22 protein-coding genes are annotated in these 18913 nt (G+C 44.2%); 21 read left to right on the top strand and 1 reads right to left on the bottom strand.

All coding sequences use genetic code 11. From position 1 onward, the window contains the following. The first annotated feature begins 54 nt into the window (after positions 1-54). The 9 genes from CEF13_RS25080 to CEF13_RS25045 all read left to right on the top strand — a co-directional run bounded on the left by CEF13_RS25080 (position 55) and on the right by CEF13_RS25045 (position 7018). The gene (locus CEF13_RS25080) at positions 55-837 is read left to right on the top strand and encodes a hypothetical protein (RefSeq protein WP_102715050.1); all 783 of its coding nucleotides are present in this window, start codon (positions 55-57) and stop codon (positions 835-837) included. A gap of 400 nt (positions 838-1237) precedes the next feature. Beyond that, a complete protein-coding gene (gene abc-f / locus CEF13_RS25075) occupies positions 1238-3064 on the top strand; it encodes a ribosomal protection-like ABC-F family protein (RefSeq protein ID WP_243864763.1) in 1827 nt (608 codons plus the stop codon). Positions 3065-3170: 106 nt separating this feature from the next. Next, on the top strand, positions 3171-3482 hold the full coding sequence (locus CEF13_RS28625; RefSeq protein WP_146022758.1) for a hypothetical protein: 312 nt from the start codon (positions 3171-3173) through the stop codon (positions 3480-3482). Further along, the gene (locus tag CEF13_RS25070) at positions 3483-3710 is read left to right on the top strand and encodes a hypothetical protein (RefSeq protein WP_102715046.1); all 228 of its coding nucleotides are present in this window, start codon (positions 3483-3485) and stop codon (positions 3708-3710) included. Positions 3711-3908: 198 nt separating this feature from the next. Next, complete coding sequence (locus CEF13_RS25065; protein WP_166742917.1) at positions 3909-4757, top strand: DUF4362 domain-containing protein; 849 nt, start codon at positions 3909-3911, stop codon at positions 4755-4757. Between the two features lie 19 nt (positions 4758-4776). After that, positions 4777-5319 (top strand): GNAT family N-acetyltransferase, encoded by a 543-nt coding sequence (locus tag CEF13_RS25060; RefSeq protein WP_166742916.1) that lies wholly within the window; start codon positions 4777-4779, stop codon positions 5317-5319. A gap of 27 nt (positions 5320-5346) precedes the next feature. Next, positions 5347-5799, top strand: a complete 453-nt coding sequence (locus CEF13_RS25055) for a GNAT family N-acetyltransferase (RefSeq protein ID WP_102715040.1) — start codon at positions 5347-5349, stop codon at positions 5797-5799. Between the two features lie 39 nt (positions 5800-5838). Then, positions 5839-6426 (top strand): hypothetical protein, encoded by a 588-nt coding sequence (locus CEF13_RS25050; RefSeq protein WP_102715038.1) that lies wholly within the window; start codon positions 5839-5841, stop codon positions 6424-6426. Between the two features lie 46 nt (positions 6427-6472). Next, positions 6473-7018, top strand: coding sequence for a hypothetical protein (locus CEF13_RS25045; RefSeq protein WP_102715036.1), 546 nt, complete (start codon positions 6473-6475; stop codon positions 7016-7018). Positions 7019-7036: 18 nt separating this feature from the next. Here the strand turns inward: CEF13_RS25045 and CEF13_RS25040 are convergent, their stop codons facing one another. Then, positions 7037-7345, bottom strand: a complete 309-nt coding sequence (locus CEF13_RS25040; protein ID WP_102715034.1) for a thioredoxin family protein — start codon at positions 7343-7345, stop codon at positions 7037-7039. 253 nt (positions 7346-7598) lie between these two features. Between CEF13_RS25040 and CEF13_RS25035 the strand changes: the two genes are divergently transcribed. From CEF13_RS25035 to CEF13_RS24980, 12 genes are all read left to right on the top strand, one after another. Beyond that, complete coding sequence (locus tag CEF13_RS25035; RefSeq protein WP_102715032.1) at positions 7599-8408, top strand: WD40/YVTN/BNR-like repeat-containing protein; 810 nt, start codon at positions 7599-7601, stop codon at positions 8406-8408. Positions 8409-8746: 338 nt separating this feature from the next. Then, positions 8747-9520 carry a VWA domain-containing protein gene (locus CEF13_RS25030; protein ID WP_102715030.1) on the top strand — a complete coding sequence of 258 codons (774 nt, stop codon included), beginning with the start codon at positions 8747-8749 and terminating at the stop codon, positions 9518-9520. Between the two features lie 118 nt (positions 9521-9638). Continuing rightward, positions 9639-10232, top strand: coding sequence for a TerD family protein (locus tag CEF13_RS25025; RefSeq protein ID WP_102715029.1), 594 nt, complete (start codon positions 9639-9641; stop codon positions 10230-10232). 27 nt (positions 10233-10259) lie between these two features. Continuing rightward, entirely contained in the window at positions 10260-10841 is a 582-nt protein-coding gene (locus CEF13_RS25020) for a TerD family protein (protein ID WP_102715027.1), read from the top strand. Between the two features lie 78 nt (positions 10842-10919). After that, a complete protein-coding gene (locus CEF13_RS25015) occupies positions 10920-11498 on the top strand; it encodes a TerD family protein (RefSeq protein WP_102715025.1) in 579 nt (192 codons plus the stop codon). Between the two features lie 30 nt (positions 11499-11528). Further along, a complete protein-coding gene (locus CEF13_RS25010) occupies positions 11529-12107 on the top strand; it encodes a TerD family protein (protein ID WP_102715023.1) in 579 nt (192 codons plus the stop codon). A 79-nt stretch (positions 12108-12186) separates the two neighbouring features. After that, a complete protein-coding gene (locus tag CEF13_RS25005) occupies positions 12187-13473 on the top strand; it encodes a TerD family protein (protein ID WP_102715021.1) in 1287 nt (428 codons plus the stop codon). A gap of 25 nt (positions 13474-13498) precedes the next feature. Next, positions 13499-14293: a TerC family protein gene (locus tag CEF13_RS25000; RefSeq protein ID WP_102715019.1), complete on the top strand. Its 795-nt coding sequence runs from the start codon at positions 13499-13501 to the stop codon at positions 14291-14293. A gap of 110 nt (positions 14294-14403) precedes the next feature. Then, a complete protein-coding gene (locus CEF13_RS24995) occupies positions 14404-15609 on the top strand; it encodes an HpcH/HpaI aldolase/citrate lyase family protein (protein ID WP_166742915.1) in 1206 nt (401 codons plus the stop codon). Then, positions 15551-16942 (top strand): phosphoribosyltransferase family protein, encoded by a 1392-nt coding sequence (locus CEF13_RS24990; protein ID WP_243864762.1) that lies wholly within the window; start codon positions 15551-15553, stop codon positions 16940-16942. The genes CEF13_RS24995 and CEF13_RS24990 overlap by 59 nt, the downstream gene beginning before the upstream one ends. Further along, positions 16932-18074 carry a cysteine protease StiP family protein gene (locus tag CEF13_RS24985; RefSeq protein WP_102715015.1) on the top strand — a complete coding sequence of 381 codons (1143 nt, stop codon included), beginning with the start codon at positions 16932-16934 and terminating at the stop codon, positions 18072-18074. The genes CEF13_RS24990 and CEF13_RS24985 overlap by 11 nt, the downstream gene beginning before the upstream one ends. Then, a complete protein-coding gene (locus tag CEF13_RS24980) occupies positions 18071-18904 on the top strand; it encodes an HAD family hydrolase (RefSeq protein WP_102715013.1) in 834 nt (277 codons plus the stop codon). The genes CEF13_RS24985 and CEF13_RS24980 overlap by 4 nt, the downstream gene beginning before the upstream one ends. Positions 18905-18913 lie beyond the last annotated feature (9 nt).

The following is an 18913-nucleotide window of genomic DNA, read 5'->3' as shown; positions in this document are numbered from 1 at the left end:
TAAAGAAGCAAAGTGCTGCGGATCAGCCTTAATGATAAAGCGGGAGGAAAGCATATGGCTTCTGAAAAGCGTTGGATTCATGTCGTTGACTATCTATCAGCAAAGCTTGCAGCCTCGGGTGTAATAGCGATTTTATTTATTTTTATTGGATTCGGCTTCGATTTGTACAAATGGTCGGAGTATGTTCGTGAGCCTTTTTTTTGGGCGATTTTTTATGGATATGCCATTATATTTTCAATGATTGTTGATGCTAGCGTGTCGAGATTAACGTATAGCAATCGGATATTAGCAAGCCTGCTCCTGTACGTCATTGGCGGATTTGCTCCGTTTATCATAATGTTCAAATCGGCAGTTTGGGCAGTATGTATCGCTGGTGTGATTGGAACGCTATGCGCATTCACTTTTTATGCGGTGTATTATTCCATGCGGAGGGCTCGGCCGTACACGAGTGTGATTGCTGGACTTTTGCTGCTTCTGTTCATCCTGCTGGCAACTATCGATTTCAGCGTGAAAAAGCAATGGACTGAAGCTCGTTCAGAAACCTCTTACGAAGCAAGCTTTACCGTTTTTCATGGTGAACACAAAATACCGATTAGGTTAGAGAAAGGGCAGACGTTAACGTTTCAAGTCAATTGGAATAATCAAAATAGCGGCGGTTATGGAATGTCTGTAGTCGATCGTAAAGGCGAATATGTAGGTTTACAGAGAGATGCTAGCGTCAAAGGCGAGAAGTATAGCTTCACGGCAGCAAGAACGGATGTATACAATATTAAGCTGAGCGGAAACCACCTAGATGGAGGCGTTAAAGTAAAGTGGGAGGTCGACTCGCCGTCTTGATTGCGATCATTTACGTTCAGTTTTACTTTATTTGCTTCTTTTTTTGGAGTTTGCTTGAAAATGGATTCTTAAGTCCGATATAATAGACGCATATCAAAACTGATGACTGATGGAGGACCCCCCAGCGATGAATTAGAAACGTGATTCCTGTATACAACTTGTAGAAGTACAAGCGGCGTTCTCGAGAAGCGAGAACCGGTCAGGGATACGTGTGTCGTTTTGGGGATCTATGCAAATGAATCAGTTGCGATTGATGTATGAGATATATGCCCGCAGTTTCTTTAGGCAGCGGCGCGATATATCCGTTATTTTCGTTAACTTGATATTCCCCTGCGTATTCGACCGTGTGCCGCTGGCCACGGTTTTTTATTTTGCAATATGAAATGGGGAATGTTCTTTGATGTTATTAAAAGTAAAAAATGCAAATAAAGCTTGGGACGGCGTTACGCTGTTCCAGCAGCTAACTTTCGAGGTGAAGGAGTTTGAGCGCCTAGCTCTATTCGGACGCAACGGAGTCGGCAAAACAACGCTGCTTCAGGGGCTGACAGGCAGACTCCCGTTTGATGCCGGTGAGGTACAGCGCCTGCTTCCTATAGAGCAGTGGGGCTGGCTCGATCAGCAGGGGCATGTGGATTCTCATTTATCACTGCTTGAATTCGTGCAAGCAGGCTCGCCAGAGCTATTCCGCCTGAAGCGGGCTATTCATGAGCTGACGCTGCAGATGGAAGAACAAGAGACAAATGAAGATATACTTCATCGTTATAGCGAATTATATGAAAGCTACGTGCTGTTAGACGGATACGGCTGGGAGACAAAGGTGGAGAGCTGCTTAAGGAAGCTGAGCTTTGCTCCAAAGCTGTGGAGTGTGCCGTTCGAGCAATTGAGCGGTGGACAGAAGACAAAAGCGCAATTAGCAGCGCTTATGGTAAGAGAACCGAAGCTTGTACTGCTTGATGAGCCAACGAATCACTTGGATTCGGCTGCCCTCGACTGGTTGGAGCATTGGGTGAGCACCTACCCAGGAACGATTGTGTACGTGTCACACGATCGGACATTTATCGATCGTACAGCTACGGCGGTTATAGAGCTGAATTCGGATGGGTGCAGACGTTATTCAGGAGGCTATACAGAGTACCGGGAGCAGAAGAAGCTGGAGCTGCGAACGCAGGAAGCGCTGTACAAGAAGCAGGAGCTTCAGCGCGAGAAGCTGTTAGAGAGCATTCGCATGTATTCGGAATGGTTCCAGCAAGCGCATAAGGCCGCCGGGCAAAATGATTTCCTGCGCTCCAAATCAAAGAAGAATGTCTCACGCTTGCATGCAAAGGAATCGGCGCTCGAACATCTCGAACGCGATAAGGTGCACAAGCCGCGCGAGGAAGCGAGGCTCCGTATGCAGCTCGAAACGGATGGCTTCGCGGCTGCTACGCTGCTGCGAATGGACAATGTCAGCTTCGCCTATGAAGGCCATAAAGAGCTATTTCAAGGGCTAAGCTTAAATATCGAGCGCGGAGATCGGATGGCTGTCTTAGGTCCGAATGGAGCTGGGAAATCGACACTGCTAAAGCTGGCTACGGGCGCCTTAACGCCAGTCTCCGGCACAATGAACATTCATCCGCAGACCCGAATCGGTTATTTCGAGCAGGAGCTCCACCAGCTTGAGAATAACAGTACCATACTTGACAGCCTGCTCATGCTTCCGGGTATGACGCAGACCGGGGCGCGGACGATACTAGGCTGCTTCTTATTCTCAAGAGATGATGTGTTTAAGCGAATTGGGGATTTGAGCATGGGAGAGAAATGCAGAGTCGCTTTTTTAAAGCTCTTCTTCGGAAAAGCAAATTTACTCGTTCTTGATGAGCCGACGAACTACCTAGATGTAAGCACGCGCGTACAGGTGGAGGAGGCGCTGCAGCATTATCCCGGTGCCGTTCTTCTTGTTACACATGACCGATATTTAGTACGCCAAACAGCCAATCGTTTGCTCGTTATGGATGGTTGCGGTGATTTGAAGCTATTTCCGGGAACCTATGATGAGTATATGTCTAAGGACCGAAGCTATACGCTTACTCCTGAGGAACAATTAAGACGGAATGAGCTGGAAATGCTGCAGCTTCGACTAACGCAATTAATGAGCAGCGCTCAGCCCGAAACGCCTGTCGAGCAGCAGCAGCTTATACAGGAAATTCGGGAACTCCACAAGCAAATCGATAGCTTATCGGAAAAATAAGGAGGGAAAATACAATTTGAGGGGTGAGTACCCCTCTTGGAAAGAGATGCAGAAGTGCATCATATGGAGCGAGAAGCGGTGCGAGTGTAGCGAAAGAGATGCATAAGTGCATCATATGGAGCGCGAAGTGGCGCGAGTGCGGCGAAAGAGATGCAGAAGTGCATCACATGGAGCGCGAAGCGGTACGTATGCGGCGAAAGAGATGCAGAAGTGCATCTCATGGAGCTCGAAGCGGCGTGAGTGCGGCGAAAGTGATGCAGAAGTGCATCACATGGAGCACGAAGCGGCGCGCGTGCGGCGAAAGAGATGCATAAGTGCATCACATGGAGCGAGAAGCGGTGCGAGTGTAGCGAAAGAGATGCAGAAGTGCATCACATGGAGTGCGAAGCGGTGCGAGTGTGGCGAAAGAGATGCATAAGTGCAGCACATGGAGCGAGAAGCGGCGCGAGTGCGGCGAAAGAGATGCAGAAGTGCATCACATGGAGCGAGAAGCGGTGCGAGTGTGGCGAAAGAGATGCAGAATTGCATCTCATGGAGCGCGAAGTGGCGCGCCTGCGGCGAAAGAGATGCAAAAGTGCATCACATGGAGCATAAAGCGGCGCGCGTGCGACTGAGGCTCATAGAAAAAAAGCAGCCCATCCTCTGAGGAGGAATGAGCTGCTTTTTTAGTTTTACAAACATTTTTACCATATTAGTGTCCTATTTCCTCAAAACCGTGTCTTTTGCAGTGATCTCCTCTTCGGCCGTCTTTTTCACCAATTCGGATTTCACACTTAAGAAACAAAAAACAGACATTTACCGTCTACATATTTATGGTATAAATGTAGAGAGGTGGATGTGTGAGTTGAACCTAAAAAAAGCGATAATGGTCTGCTTTTCCTTCCTATTGCTCTTAGGATGTCAGAATGTATTTCACAAAGCAAAGAACCTAGAAGGCCGCCCTTATAATTACTCCATTCAAGAAGAGGCAGATGTGGTAGCTAGGCAGAGCAGAATTTCAAATGTTGAGAAATTAGATGCTTTTATGAAAAAAACAGAAGGAGTTCAGCGGGTCATACACTATACAGACGAAGGAGATCCCATCTATTTGGATTTAATGTATACAGATGGTGGCGGGATGCTGCTGCGCTATGACACGACGAAGGACAAATTTGGATCGCCTAGTGTGAATAATTATTCCTGTGAAGGTCTGGAAATAGAGGAATCAGACCAAGCACTATCGTACAAATTGAAGGGCTGCAAAGGCGATCAGAAGGAATTTCATGTGCTGTACATTCCGTACGATGTTGAGGCACAGGATAAATTCGAGTTTATATTGAAATATGGTGCACATCAGAAAAACGAAATCAACACAGTAGAAAAAAAACTAATCAAAGATCTAGTGCAAGATGGCTTATCGGAGATTAATCATTTCGAGCTCACTAAGGAAGATCGAGCTCTTATTTATAAGAAAATGGTGCTCGCTAATTATTTATCGGAGAAGAAATTTGCCAATAACTGCAATCAGGAGCCTTCCGGTCCGTATGCTTTAATGGTTCAAATAAACGGCGCAACGGTACATTATGAATGGGAGCCTTGTGACGATAGCAAGGACGGCATTGCCATGACGAAATTGGTTAAAGAAATCATTACTATTGTTCAGGAAACTGACGAATATAAGAGTTTGCCGCCAGCTAATGGTGGTTATCTATAGCAATACCAAGGAGGAGCATATGTTAAAACTCATTATTAGATCGATTCAAAAAGAAGATTATGAGAAAGCCCATGCTTTTCAATGCGAATATTTAGATTATGAGAGCTTCGATGAATGTGTGGCTAGAATGGAAGCCAATCCCGGCTTATACCTTTCAGCCTTTCATGAGGAAGAATTAGTCGGCATCTGCTACGGCCATCCTTCGAACAAGGATGATAAAACCGTCATCAATTTGCAAGGCATTGCGGTCAATTTGGATGAGAGCAAGGGCTATGCCAGAAAAGGTATTGGCTCAGCGCTCATGAAGCAGTTCGAGAAGGCGGTAAAGGAGAAAGGATATCATAAAATTGGCCTTGGATGCGCTGATGATCTGAAAGTAGAACACTTTTATTTAAAAAACGGATTCTCTCCTTTCGAATTAGTAGCCAAGAGCGAACAGGGTGAAGAGCATGCGCGGGTTAACGTATCCGATTATGAGAGCGGTAAAGGCATACAAGAACAATTGCGTCAAAAATATAAGCCCAAAGAAGTCATCTTTATTTTTGAGAAGCAGATTGGTTAACGAAATGAGTAACGGGGGTATATAAGAATGGGTGTAGTTATTTTGAAGCCGATCACGGTAGAGAACCAGGAAGCATGCCTCGAGCTCACTGTCCGTGAAGATCAAAAAAGGTTCGTAGCAAGCAATAGTGATTCGCTTAAAAAAGCGATGGAAGAGCCATCCTCCAAGCCGCACGGAATATACGCTGGCGATGTTATGGTTGGCTTTACTCTATTTGATTTAGAGCCGTACCCAAATGACGGTTTTTATTGGATTGTAAGATTCATGATCGATGAGCGCTTCCAAGGGAAAGGTTATGGTCGGGCTGCTCTAATAGAGATTATAAATATGCTGAAATTGAAGCAAGCGCCTGTCAAAATTAGAATCTCACATGTGCCTGATAATATCGTCGTTAATAAGCTGTACAAGGAGATCGGTTTCATAGAGACCGGTGAGATTATTGGCGGGGAAACGGTATTGGACTTGATTATAACCGCTTGAGATTTGTGAATTGCGAATAGGGAAATGAGGTTTTACATTTTGAAAAAAGGAATCGCTTTAACTGTTATTGTTGTAGGAATCGTCTTGTTTGGTTGGATATATGGCTTTCGTCTGACCGAGTCCGGCGCAATACCCGGAAATGTGCAAATCTTGAATTCTTCTAAAACAGTGTATGGAAAAGCAGTGTTATTTGAGGATTCCGTTAATGATTCTTTTGGGGTTGCAAGGTTAAAACAGTATCTAGGATTTTTGTATCAATATGACGGAGGTTCAAATGGATATTCCGTCGCAAAAGATAAGCCGTTTCAAGTTACAGGGTATGGGAGCTCAGAAACTAAGCAAGCATTTGTTGTTGGGGTCAAGACAGCCGTGGATTCAAACATTAAATATATAGCCGTTGGCAATCATTTAGAAGATTTATCTCGTGTCGAGAAATATGAATTAACGTTGGATGATGTGTATAAACATAAAGAGAAATACCAAGTAGCTGAAGTGGTTAATCATTACACTTTATTTGTACTGGATCAGTATTCCGAGGATAATTGGACTTTTAGAGCATTTGATGCGAATGGGAAATTAATTGCAGATCAGTTATTTGCCGCTGAAGCACGTTATATCGATTGGTAGGAAGGTTTCTTACTTATATGAAGTCGAATGATGGAGGATTGATAGGTTGAAAATAATGGGCAGGCTCATAATCATCCTATTCACTATAGCGGCACTTGCAGGATGCAGCGAAAGTCACAAAAATAATCAAGCTGAGAATACAATTTCAATAGCAGAAGAAGCGCTGGCAAATAGAGAAAATCATCAAATTCCATATAAGGAGCTTCTATATTCCAAGAGTTCGGCCGATTATTCTTGGGAGTCTCCTGCTGTTGAACCGATAGATGATGAAATAAGAGACTTATACGAAAAAAACAAAAATTTAGCACCAGGTGGTTTTTTGTTAAAAGAAACGGATAAACAATACTATATAGTGGTCAGTATAGAAAACAAATCATCATTTAATGAAGGCTTTGAAATGAAGTCGCTTGCTTTTTTTGACGACAAAGAGGGCAAAAGCCCTCTATTAAGCATTGAGGTCATGCCAACGAGTAATGAAATTACTACAGATGACTATAAAGGCCTAGTATCCATATCACATCTTATTAGTATAGCTAAAAAAGACTTGCCAGACGGTTCCGCTATTCGAGAAATCAGTATGATTGGAAGCTAGGGCAGTAATCTTTAATCGTTATTTCAGCATCAGATAAATATGATCGACCGATTTCATTGCATATTCCTTCTGAAGGGGCATGCCGTTCTCCAGTATAATTAAGCAAGGCACACTTGTAATTTGCCATTGCTCGCGCAGACGTGGCGCGTAGTTAATATTTAATTTATAAAGTGGAACCGATATGCCAGTCAACTGTGCAATTTCAAGCATCCGTTCTCCGATCTTGCATGTTCCGCATAAAGGCGTAAATAAAAATACAGCGGTTTTCCCGCTATTTGCATGCAGCATATTTTGGATTGCTGCTTCATCGAGTTCGTTAATGGACATGTTAAAGCTCCTTACCTTCATCACTTTTAGATCTTTTCTGCACCCAAACAGTGCCGTTCATTCCATTGTAACTTAAATAATCGGCTAGAGCGAGAATGGGATGACAAGGTGAATAACATGATGAATGACGTACTGAACGGTTATCCGTTTGGGCGTCTCTTTTTTTTTTGGAAAAGGATACAAATGCAACATACCCATAGGCTGACTCGTTAACATAATAGGAATTAAATGGGGAGTGGGGAGGGTTGACAGCATGTCCATCGTAAAAACTATTTTTGTTTTTTGTTTCGTTCTAATGATGACGGGCTGTAATGCTGTTGAGAAATCGAATAGATTGGCGTCAACATCTGCTGATCAGACTGAAGAAGCGATATCGACACCTACCGCTGTACCTATGCCAGGGACAGACACTCCGCCTGCCGTGGATTCAAGCGCCCAGCTCATTTCATCGTATTCGATTGGCGATTCGGACAAATGGTTTTTTTATAATCAGAAGATTAAGGATGAATCAGAGGTTATCGTATGGCATAGTTCTGACAATGGCGTAACTTGGGAGGAATCGATGCTGCCTACTGAGCAGCTCTGGGAGAAGGAAATCACAAAGGGAACCCTTTTTGTATCTTTGCATTCCGAACAAGAGGCTATTCCAAGCTGGGTTCTCCTTACTTCAGGCCCCGCTCTTGGTTTAATGGAAAAATCGATTTATACTTCTTCTGATCATGGAAAATCGTGGTCATTCAAAGGAGAACTTGGTCGAATCATTCGAAGCAGCTATATAACGGGCATTTCTTTCCGCAATGAGCAAACAGGATGGATTACAGGAACCTATCATGGAGGCCCTATCGTTCCTTTGTTCCGTACAGATGACGGCGGAGACACATGGAATCTGCAGGAAATTACCCTGCCGCAGCAATATAACTACGGGGACGCTTACCCGCCTAGCTTCGATGTTAACAACAATTTGATAGGTATACTTTCTATTGAATGCAACGACGGAGAAAAACGGATTACGATTGATTACGAAACGATAGACGGCGGAAAAACATGGGCCCTTAAGAGCTAGACAAATTTTATTTTTACTTTTTTGAGAGTAGAACAGCTAACAAAAATAAGGCATTAAAGAGGAGCAGGACACCAAATATAAGTCCGGTTTTATTCCTTCTTATGAAATCCATAAAACCACCTCGAATATGTGTATTTACTCCTTTAATTATCACGCTTATGTCTCGATTTATCCACCCTTTTTTTCATCCTACATGAAATTGTCACATGATTTTTTTGCAGCTGTTCATATTCGGGAATTATTGCTCTTTACTTTCAATATTTGTAGGAATTTGTAATAGAGATGGCGAATGATATAAAATTAAAGATGTAGAACGTTTCCAAGGAGGAGATACTGACGTGAGTATTGATTTGAAGAAAAAAGCCGAGGAAAAGCTGATCGATTTGTCGAAGAAAGCGACCATTTCTTTGACGAAAAAAGGATTATCAGGTGTAACGGCGCGTGTTGGCCTAGCGCTGGATATATCTGGTTCCATGGCACAGCTTTTCCGCAGTGGAATTGTACAGAATACATGCGAGCGAACATTAGGCCTTGCTATGAATTTCGATGATAATCAAGCAGCAGATGTATTCTTATTCGGGATCAAAGATTACAGCATAGGTGAAATTCAGAAAAGCAATTTTTACGAGTTCGTTGATCGTGAGGTTACGAGGAAATTCCAGCTTGAGCCGGGTACACAATATGCAGGTGTAATAAGAAGAATCGTAGAGTTTTATTTCCCGGGATCGATGAGCGAGAAGAAGGTGACTGGAGGCTTTTTCGGCTTTGGCGCGAAGAAAGAGCTTCGCCTTGATTCGTCAAAGTATAAGCATCAAGAGCCTGTTTACATTTTGTTTGTAACGGACGGTAATTGCTCAGATGCTCGTGAGACGGAAACGGTGATTCAGATGGCATCGGAATTGGGTATATTTTTTCAGTTTGTTGGCATAGGAAACGAGAACTTTTCTTTCCTGAAACGATTGGACGATATGCAAGGCCGATTTATTGACAATGCAAATTTCTTCGCTGTACCAAATCTAGCGAGCACCAGCGACGATGAATTATACGACAAATTATTGCATGAATTCCCATCATGGATTAATGAAGCGCGCAGCAAGCAGCTTATCCGATAATACAAAATTTTTTTGGAACTTGGCCGTCAATTAGGCGTATTGATGGGTAGATTGTATGAAATCATACATGAGGTTATTTTTTTAGCATTGAATCTCATGGGAAGGGGGTGCGAATACGATGGCGATTTCTCTTGTGAAAGGCCAGAAGATTGATTTAACTAAAGGAAACGCAGGCCTCAGTAAAGTTATTGTCGGTTTAGGCTGGGATCCTTTAGAAGCAAAAGGCGGTTTCTTCGGCCTCAAGAAGGCAGCCAACGTGGATTGTGATGCATCAGCTTTGTTGTTGGATGCTAACGGGAAGCTAAGCGGCGAGAAAAACTTGGTTTGCTTCTATAATAAGCAAAGCGGTTGTAATTCAGTCGTTCATACTGGCGATAATATAACGGGTGAGGGCGAAGGCGATGATGAGCAAATCATTGTACAGCTTGATCGTGTTCCAGCCGATATTCACAAAATTCTTTGTGTCGTGAACATTTACGAATGTGAATCAAGACGCCAAGATTTCGGTATGATTAAATCTGCATACATCCGTATCGTGAATCCGGTTAATAATGATGAACTGGTTCGTTTTAACTTGACGGATAATTTCGCAGGCAAAACAGCACTAATTGTTGGAGAACTTTATCGTCATAACGGCGAATGGAAATTCAATGCGATTGGTGAAGGCACTCATGCTGCCCATGTCGATCTACTTGCTCGTCAATACAAATAATTTAAATAAGAAAGAGGGTATATTCCCATGGCTATCAGCTTATCCAAAGGTCAAAAAATCGATCTTACAAAAACAAATCCAGGTCTTTCTAAAATTACAGTTGGTCTTGGTTGGGATACGAATAAATATGACGGAGGCAAGGACTTTGACCTGGATGCATCGGTATTTTGCTTGAATGCACAAGGCAAAGCTAATTCCGAAGCGGATTTCATTTTCTATAACAATACTAAAAACGCTAACGGCTCCATTCTACATACTGGGGATAACCGTACAGGCGAGGGTGAAGGCGATGACGAGCAAGTAAAGGTTGATCTTTCTGCGATTCCTGCAGAAACAGAAAAAATCGCCTTCTGCATTACGATTCATGATGCAGCAGCACGCAGCCAAAACTTTGGACAAGTATCCAATGCTTTTGTTCGCATCGTGGATGAGACAAACGGCGCGGAATTAATCCGCTACGATCTTGGAGAAGACTTCTCCATTGAGACAGCAGTAGTTGTAGGTGAGCTTTACCGCCATTCCGGCGAATGGAAATTCAGTGCAATCGGAAGCGGCTTCCAGGACGGCTTAGCTGGCCTGGCTCGTGATTACGGCCTAGCAACGTCTTAGTCGTTAATTTGGGACAGCGAAGGGTCGCCTGAGGCGGCCCTTTTGTTGAATAGCCTTTAAGGCTGAGGAGGCACTCTGATGGCAGTTAATTTATCCAAGGGACAGAAGGTCGATCTAACCAAATCTAATCCGGGCTTATCCAAAATAACAATCGGACTTGGATGGGATGTTAATAAGTATGATGGCGGAAATGAATTCGATCTGGATGCAACAGCATTTTGTTTGAACGCATCCGGCAAAGTGAACAGCGAGAAAGAATTTATTTTTTACAATAACAAGTCAAACTCCAATGGCTCGATTGTTTCTTCCGGAGACAATCGAAGCGGTGAGGGTGCGGGTGATGACGAAAGCATCCGAATCAATCTGACAGCAGTTCCTGCTGATATTCAGAAGGTAGCCTTTTGCATTACGATTCATGATGCTATCCAAAGAAACCAAAACTTCGGTCAAGTGGCTAACGCTTATGTGCGAGTAGTAAACGAGGAGTCGGGAGCGGAATTGATTCGTTATGATTTGGGCGAGGATTTCTCAGTGGAAACAGCGGTTGTTGTGGGCGAGCTTTATCGTCACCAAACGGAATGGAAATTTAGTGCGGTAGGCAGCGGCTATCAGAATGGATTAGCGGGATTGTGTAATGACTTTGGTGTTCAAACCTAATTAACATTATTTCAAAGGAGGAATACTAGCATGTCCATCAATCTATCCAAAGGACAACGTATCGATCTTACGAAAACAAATCCAGGACTTACAAAAGTCATTCTCGGTCTCGGCTGGGATACGAACAAGTATACTGGCGGGGGAGAAATTGATCTTGATGCGAGCGCATTCCTATTGCATCAGGATGGCAAGGCGAAGGACGAGAAGGATTTTGTTTTCTATAACGCCCTTATCGCTTATAACGGCGCGGTTGAACATACAGGCGATAACCGCACGGGTGAAGGCGAAGGCGATGATGAGCAGATCAAAATCGATTTTCAGAAAATACCTGATCACATCCAGCGCATTGGAATTACCGTTACGATTCATGATGCAGAAGCAAGACAGCAAAACTTCGGACAAGTATCAAATGCCTTTGTTCGTTTAGTAGACGATACAACAGGCAGAGAAGTGCTGCGTTATGATCTTGGCGAAGAATTTTCTGTTGAGACGGCTATCGTATTCTGTGAGTTGTATCGACAAGGCACGGAATGGAAGTTTCAAGCGATTGGATCGGGTTTCTCCGGCGGCTTAGCAGCGCTTTGCCGCAACTACGGGCTTTCAGTTTAACATGATTCGGGGGTGGCTTCTTGAGCGCGGGAGCAGGCTGGCCACCCTCTCCTATTACTGACGAAGGGCGGTTTATTGCATGGAGCTAGCATTAATGAAAGGTCAAAAAGCCGATATTACAAAAAACAATCCCTCTTTTAAAAACCTTCTTGTAGGTATGGGTTGGCAAAGCGGGAGCGGCATTGATGTCGACTTCTCGGCCTTTCTATTACGCTCAAACGGAAAAGCAGCTGGGGACCAAGACTTAATTTTTTATGGCAATCCGAAGGATGCCAGCGGAGCTATCGAAATAGCTGGTGCGAATAAAAGAAGCTTCGCAGGGAAAACAGATCAGGAACAAGTAATGATACGTATACATGACGTTCCGAACGATATAGAACGCATTTCCTTTACTTTAACTATTTATGAAGGAGAAGCGAGAAGACAAAATTTCTCAAGCGTGAATGATACTTATATTCGTATTATTGATGAAGGAACAGGACGCGAAATATTGCGTTATGACCTTGGAAAAAACTTCTCTATAGAGACTGCTATCGTCGTAGGAGATTTATATAGATATAATGGCGAATGGAAATTCAACGCCATTGGATCAGGCTATTCTGGCGGCCTCGCAGCGCTATGCAATAGTTTCGGAATTGAAGTGAAGGCGGATGCACCGCCCCAGGCTCCAACGCCTTCTCCATCCCCAGCGCCAACGCCGGCTCCAGCTGCTGTACCTACCCAGCCGATTGCACCGCCGCCAGAACCGAAACAGGCTCCAATCAACCTTAGCAAAATTTCGCTCACAAAACGTGGAGATGTTATTAATTTGCAGAAGGGTGCTGGTTCCTTAGGCGAAATCGTCATTAATTTGAACTGGAATCAAAAGAAAGCAGCCAAAGGATTTTTTGGACGCTCAAGCAGTAGTGTGGATTTAGATCTCGGCTGTTTGTTTGAACTGAAAAATGGAATGAAAGGTTCTGTTCAAGCATTAGGCAATAGCTTTGGAGATTTCTCTAGAGCGCCTTACATCTCGTTGGACGGAGACGATCGGACAGGCTCCATTACTACAGGCGAAAACCTTAGAATTAACGGAAGTAAGGTTTCCGAGATTCAGAGAATCGTTGTTTATGCTTATATTTATTCTGGAGCTACAAACTGGGCTGAAGCGGACGGCGTCGTAACGATTAAGCAATCCGGCGGACCAGAGATTGAAGTAAGGATGGATGAGCATAATAATCGTATGGGAATGTGTGCTATTGCCATGATTGACAACGTGGGCGATCAGACATTCAGCATCAAGCGGCTTGTCCAGTATTTCTCGGGCCACAAAGAACTCGATGAGGCATATCGATGGGGTCTTAGATGGGTGCAAGGAAGCAAATAATTGAAATACTCGGAGGGTGTCCAAGATGGTTGACTTTTTTCAAAACGTAATCGCTAATTTCGGCGACTTTTTCAACTGGGAAAATTTATCTCAGGTTGTAACGAGCCCCACTAACTGGGGAATTGTATTAACATTAGTAATCTTGGAGGGCTTGCTGTCGGCCGATAATGCGTTAGTTCTAGCTGTAATGGTTAAGCATTTGCCGAAGAAGCAGCAGAAGAGAGCTTTGTTTTACGGAATTATCGGGGCATATGTCTTCCGGTTTATCGCAATCGGAGTTGGTGTATATCTTGTAAAAATTACGTGGATCAAAGTAGCCGGCGGTTTATATCTACTATGGATTGCCCTTAGTAATTTATTCCATCTTGAATTCAAGCTTGCTCGAGTTGGCGGACTGCCGATCATACCATATATCGGAAAGAAATCTTCCGATGAAGATGATGGATCTGTGCAGAATAAGGGCCTCGGCTTCTGGCGGACCGTGCTGGCCGTGGAAATTATGGACATCGCATTCAGTATTGATAGTGTTCTAGCGGCATTTGGCGTAAGTGAAGAAGTATGGGTACTGTTCTTGGGCGGTATTCTCGGCGTGCTGATGATGCGTGGGGTTGCCCAGCTATTCCTGGCATTAATCGATAAGTTTCCTGAGCTTGAGCAGGCAGCATTCATATTAATTATACTTATTGCTGCGAAGATGATTGCCGGCGCCTTTGGCTTCGAAGTACCTCATGCTGTATTCTTCGGCTTGCTTATCGCTGTTTTTGGAGGAACGCTCATTTACAGTATGATCCGTAAGAAAAGAGAATCGGAAGCAGCGTAAGCTGTACTCATATTTTAGGAGTTCGAATATCCCTCATGGAAAGTGAGGGATATTTTTTAGCCCTCGATTTAGCATTTCTACTAGTAAGAAAAACGTTAGGAGGGATAGCTTTGAGGTATTTTAACTATCTTACCAATGAAGAAGAGCAGTCCTATTTCCACTCCCTTCCGAAACAGTTCAATAACTATGCGGATAAAGAAGTGATTGCTCATGCGATTGGCGCTGCGCTCTATATGCCGGCAACCAAGGATAATATAGCAGACGATTTGGTAGCCGCTAAACACGAGGGTCTCGTGTCAATGGTGATAGACCTTGAAGATGCAGTAGGCGATAACCAACTCGAATATGCAGAAGAAACACTTAAAGGAACATTAAATAAAATCAGCCGTTATATTTCAGTTGGATTACTAAGCCCTGATCATATTCCTCTTATATTCATTCGTGTACGCTCTGTTAACCAGTTCGGACGTCTACTCTCCTGCTTCGGTGAAGAAATGGAGTATATTACAGGCTTTGTATTTCCTAAGTTCAATGTCGAGACGGGGGAAGAATACCTAAAGCAGCTGGATCATTATAATCAAAACAAAGATTCAGATGCTCCCATCCTCTACGGTATGCCTATATTGGAAACCTCGGATATTATTTACCGTGAGAAAAGGACAGAAACACTTCTGAGTATTTCGAAGCTCCTTCATCAATATAAGCCCTATATTCTAAATGTACGTATAGGAGCTACCGATTTTTCTAGTCTATTCGGGCTGCGAAGAAGTCCGGAAAATACGATTTATGACATTGGAGTCATTCGGGATTGTATTGCGGATATCGTCAATGTTTTTGGGCGGATGGACAATCATTATGTTATTTCAGGACCAGTATGGGAATATTTCAAAAGCGATCGTGTATTCAAGCCGCAGCTGAGGCAAACCCCGTTTGAAGAAAGCATGGGCAAGCATGGAAGGCGCTTGCGGATGGATTATATTAATCGATACGTAGACGGCCTCATTCGCGAGGTGGCGATGGATAAGGAAAATGGCATCATTGGCAAAACTATTATTCATCCAACTCATATTAAGCCTGTACAGTCGATGTTTGTTGTTACGCATGAGGAATATATGGATGCTCTTCACATTATAGAGAACAGCCAAGGCGACCTTGGTGTCATGAAGAGCTATTATTCAAATAAAATGAATGAATTCAAGCCGCATTTGACATGGGCAAGACGTATTATGATTCGATCTAACATTTATGGGGTGCTGAATGAAAACCAAAACTTCACATGCTTACTCGCAGAAGAACGAGAATCTGCATACGTATAACATCATAGGAGATTTAGAGATTACGATTGAGGTTACGAGTAATCCATTCCACATACCGCTGGAATACCTATTTCAAATGGCAGCCAGAATTAACAAGAAGCGCAGCTTTCTCTTCGTTAGCAAGGTGCTCGGCAAGCATATTCCGGTTAAACCGCATGTATCTCTTCTATCCGGCGCCGCGCTCGGGCTGCGTTACCAGAAATTCAAGGGTAATGCCCTCCCTCTACAAATGCAGCAGCTTCTGCATGCGTTTGAAGCTCCTGAGGAGGCCATGAATATTTATGACGCTTTGAAGCGGGACAAGCTGGCTGTGAAGGAGAAAACCTTGTTTATCGGCTTTGCGGAAACAGCAACAGCGCTGGGTCACAGCATGTTTGATGTTTTCGAAGGGGAAGCTTCTTTCCTCCATACAACTAGGGAGAGTATAGAGTACATGGCCTCTTGCATCGATTTCGAGGAGGAGCATTCACATGCTACTGCTCATCGTTGTTACGCAAGCGATCCGTCTATTTTCCAGCAAGCGGATACGATCATACTGGTAGATGATGAAATTACAACCGGAAAAACCGCATTAAATATTATTCATGACCTGCATGCCAAGTACGGCAAGACAAGCTATGTGGTAGCTAGTTTGCTTGATTGGCGATCAAAAGCGGATATCCAGCGTTTTCGTGGGATTGAAGAGCAGCTAGGTGTCAGCATCGATTGTTTATCCTTAGTATCAGGTGAGATTACGGTTACCGGAACGCCGATCGAAAGCACCGAATTGGTCCATGCGAAGCAGCTTCAACCGACGGATTTCTCTATCGATTATATTCATTTGAACAGCTCCTTCACGAAGCTGCCAGCTTTGAATAGCGAGGTGTCCTATCTAGCCCATACGGGACGATTTGGCATGACATCCGAAGACAGCTTGGCATTGGACGAGGAAATCGCAATGGCAGCAGCTGCTTTGAGCAAGCATAAATGCGGCCGCAATGTATTATGTATGGGGACAGGCGAGTTCATGTACATACCGATGCGTATTGCAGCTCATCTTGGCCCAAATACCTGGTATCAGTCCAGCACGCGCAGCCCAATTCATCCTTTCTCCGCTGATCATTACGCCGTCCATTCCGCATACCGATTTGCTTCGCCGGAGCAAGCGGGCGTCACTAACTATATGTATAATATCCCGCAAGGCCATTACGACGAAATGTTTCTATTTATGGAGCGTGAAGTATCAGCTGAGCAACTGACTGAGCTGAGACAAGCGCTTATCGCATTCGGAATACCTCGTATTCATATCGTTTATTTTAGTAATCAGAAGGAGGGTGTAACAAATGAGCAATAGCACCGGACAGAAAATCATCGCTGCACCCGCACCAATGGGCAGCTATAAGCAAGATGATGTTGTATTTCTTCTTAAGGATTTGAGCCATGTTCAATTGGAGGGGAAAACCGAGGATCGTGAAGCTTCTATTCAATCAGGAGGTCATTACTCTGAGAGTCTGCCTATTGAATATCAGCCGACTGAAGCGTATATCCGATTATTTCATGATACGATGCAGGATTCAGCTTTGAAAATAGCTGAGGCGGTCGGAATTGTATCGGAATGGATCGTCAAAAAGCATGGGTTTGATATTGTGCTTGCTTCTCTGGCGAGAGCCGGGACGCCGATTGGCATTCTAATCAAACGTTATATTAAGCATGCTTATGGGGTGAATCTCCCTCACTACAGCATCTCGATTATTCGCGGCAAAGGAATCGACGAGAACGCGATGCTCTATATCAATCAGAACCACGAGGGCAAGCGGATTCAATTCGTTGACGGCTGGACGGGAAAAGGGGCAATCCGAAAGGTACTCATAGAGGCTTGCGAGGATATGAAGCAAAAGTATGGACTCGATATTAACGATGAGCTTGCTGTATTGGCTGATCCTGCTTATTGCGCCAGCATGTATGGCACAAGAGAAGACTTTCTCATACCGAGTGCCTGCCTCAATTCGACCATTTCCGGATTAATAAGCAGAACCGTTCTGCGCAGTGACCTGATCGGTCCGGATGATTTCCACGGGGCTAAGTTTTATAGTGAATGGTCAGATGCTGATCTTTCGAACCTGTTCATCGATACGATTTGTTCTTATTATGATGGGGTTCAGTCATCTTCCGAAGCGGAAGCGGAGCAATTAAACAGCGATCCGAATGCAAGTCTTGTAACGTGGCGCGGCATGCAGGCCATCCAGCAAATTCAAGAGGAGTTTTCTATTTCGGATGTTAACTTTATTAAACCGGGAGTAGGGGAAACGACCCGTGTTCTGCTGCGCAGAGTGCCATGGAAAATTCTCGTTGACCGGCTCGATAATCCGCTTCTGAAGCATGTCCTTCTTCTGGCGCGGGATCGCGGCGTTCCAGTTGAGGAATACCCGAATATGTCTTATTCATGCTGCGGCATTATTAAGGCAATGAAGGGGGAGAGTGAATGATATTCGCTAGCGATTTAGACCAAACCTTAATCTATTCACTGAACTCCAAAGGAGATATGGCTCTGGAGGATATGGTACCCGTCGAGCTGTACGAAGAAAGACATATCTCATTTATGACGGAGCCTGCAATAGATAAGCTGAAGCAGCTTTCAGAGCAAATGGCCTTCGTTCCGGTTACGACGCGCATTCCGGCTCAGTTTAATCGACTATTCGGCATCAAGGATAGGTTTAAATCAAAATATGCGATTGTAAGCAATGGCGGACAAATATTGAAGGATGGGGAAATGGATCAGGAGTGGAACGGTGTTGTGCGTGAAGCAGTAAGGCTTCACTGCGCCGAGAGCTCCGAAATCGCCAGCCTGTTCGACCAAATAGCCTCTTCCCATTGGGTGAGATCTTCTACGCTTTGCGACGATTTATTCTACTCTATTGCGATAGAGCGTGAGAACTTGCCGCTGGAGCAATTGGAGAACTTAAAGCAGGAGCTTGCATCCAGAGGCTGGAGCTATTCGCTGCAAGGAAGAAAAATATATTTGGTGCCAGAGAAGGTAAGCAAGGGCGCGGCCATTCAATATGTGAAGGAGAAGCTAGGCTCTTCCTTTGTGTATGCGGCAGGAGACAGCCTGCTCGACGAGAGCTTGCTTCTCGCCGCCGACTTTGCGGTATCGCCTGCGCATGGAGAGCTGAGAAGCTTTTACTCTACGCACCCGCACATTCGCTTTACGACAGCTCAAGGGGCATTAGCATCAGAAGAGCTGCTCGATATGATTATTGAACATAAGAACGGTATTGAAGCGGAGTGCAACTGTGCTACTCCTATTTTGAAATAATAAATGGAA

The sequence above is a fragment of the Paenibacillus castaneae genome (genome assembly GCF_002884445.1).
Classification (GTDB): Bacteria; Bacillota; Bacilli; order Paenibacillales; family Paenibacillaceae; genus Pristimantibacillus; species Pristimantibacillus castaneae.
Note: the sequence above shows the minus strand (reverse complement) of the source record. Positions and strands in the feature narration are given on the sequence as shown.

Bases quoted from the DNA above. Each gene is read 5' to 3' on its own strand.
- CEF13_RS25015 (WP_102715025.1), top strand. From the start codon at position 10,920: ATGGCAGTTAATTTATCCAAGGGACAGAAGGTCGATCTAACCAAATCT.
- CEF13_RS25025 (WP_102715029.1), top strand. From the start codon at position 9,639: ATGGCGATTTCTCTTGTGAAAGGCCAGAAGATTGATTTAACTAAAGGA.
- CEF13_RS25055 (WP_102715040.1), top strand. From the start codon at position 5,347: ATGGGTGTAGTTATTTTGAAGCCGATCACGGTAGAGAACCAGGAAGCA.
- CEF13_RS25080 (WP_102715050.1), top strand. From the start codon at position 55: ATGGCTTCTGAAAAGCGTTGGATTCATGTCGTTGACTATCTATCAGCA.
- CEF13_RS25040 (WP_102715034.1), bottom strand. From the start codon at position 7,345: ATGTCCATTAACGAACTCGATGAAGCAGCAATCCAAAATATGCTGCAT.
- CEF13_RS25035 (WP_102715032.1), top strand. From the start codon at position 7,599: ATGTCCATCGTAAAAACTATTTTTGTTTTTTGTTTCGTTCTAATGATG.
- CEF13_RS24985 (WP_102715015.1), top strand. From the start codon at position 16,932: ATGAGCAATAGCACCGGACAGAAAATCATCGCTGCACCCGCACCAATG.
- abc-f (WP_243864763.1), top strand. From the start codon at position 1,238: ATGTTATTAAAAGTAAAAAATGCAAATAAAGCTTGGGACGGCGTTACG.
- CEF13_RS25010 (WP_102715023.1), top strand. From the start codon at position 11,529: ATGTCCATCAATCTATCCAAAGGACAACGTATCGATCTTACGAAAACA.
- CEF13_RS24980 (WP_102715013.1), top strand. From the start codon at position 18,071: ATGATATTCGCTAGCGATTTAGACCAAACCTTAATCTATTCACTGAAC.
- CEF13_RS25005 (WP_102715021.1), top strand. From the start codon at position 12,187: ATGGAGCTAGCATTAATGAAAGGTCAAAAAGCCGATATTACAAAAAAC.
- CEF13_RS24990 (WP_243864762.1), top strand. From the start codon at position 15,551: ATGAAAACCAAAACTTCACATGCTTACTCGCAGAAGAACGAGAATCTG.
- CEF13_RS25000 (WP_102715019.1), top strand. From the start codon at position 13,499: ATGGTTGACTTTTTTCAAAACGTAATCGCTAATTTCGGCGACTTTTTC.
- CEF13_RS25060 (WP_166742916.1), top strand. From the start codon at position 4,777: ATGTTAAAACTCATTATTAGATCGATTCAAAAAGAAGATTATGAGAAA.
- CEF13_RS25020 (WP_102715027.1), top strand. From the start codon at position 10,260: ATGGCTATCAGCTTATCCAAAGGTCAAAAAATCGATCTTACAAAAACA.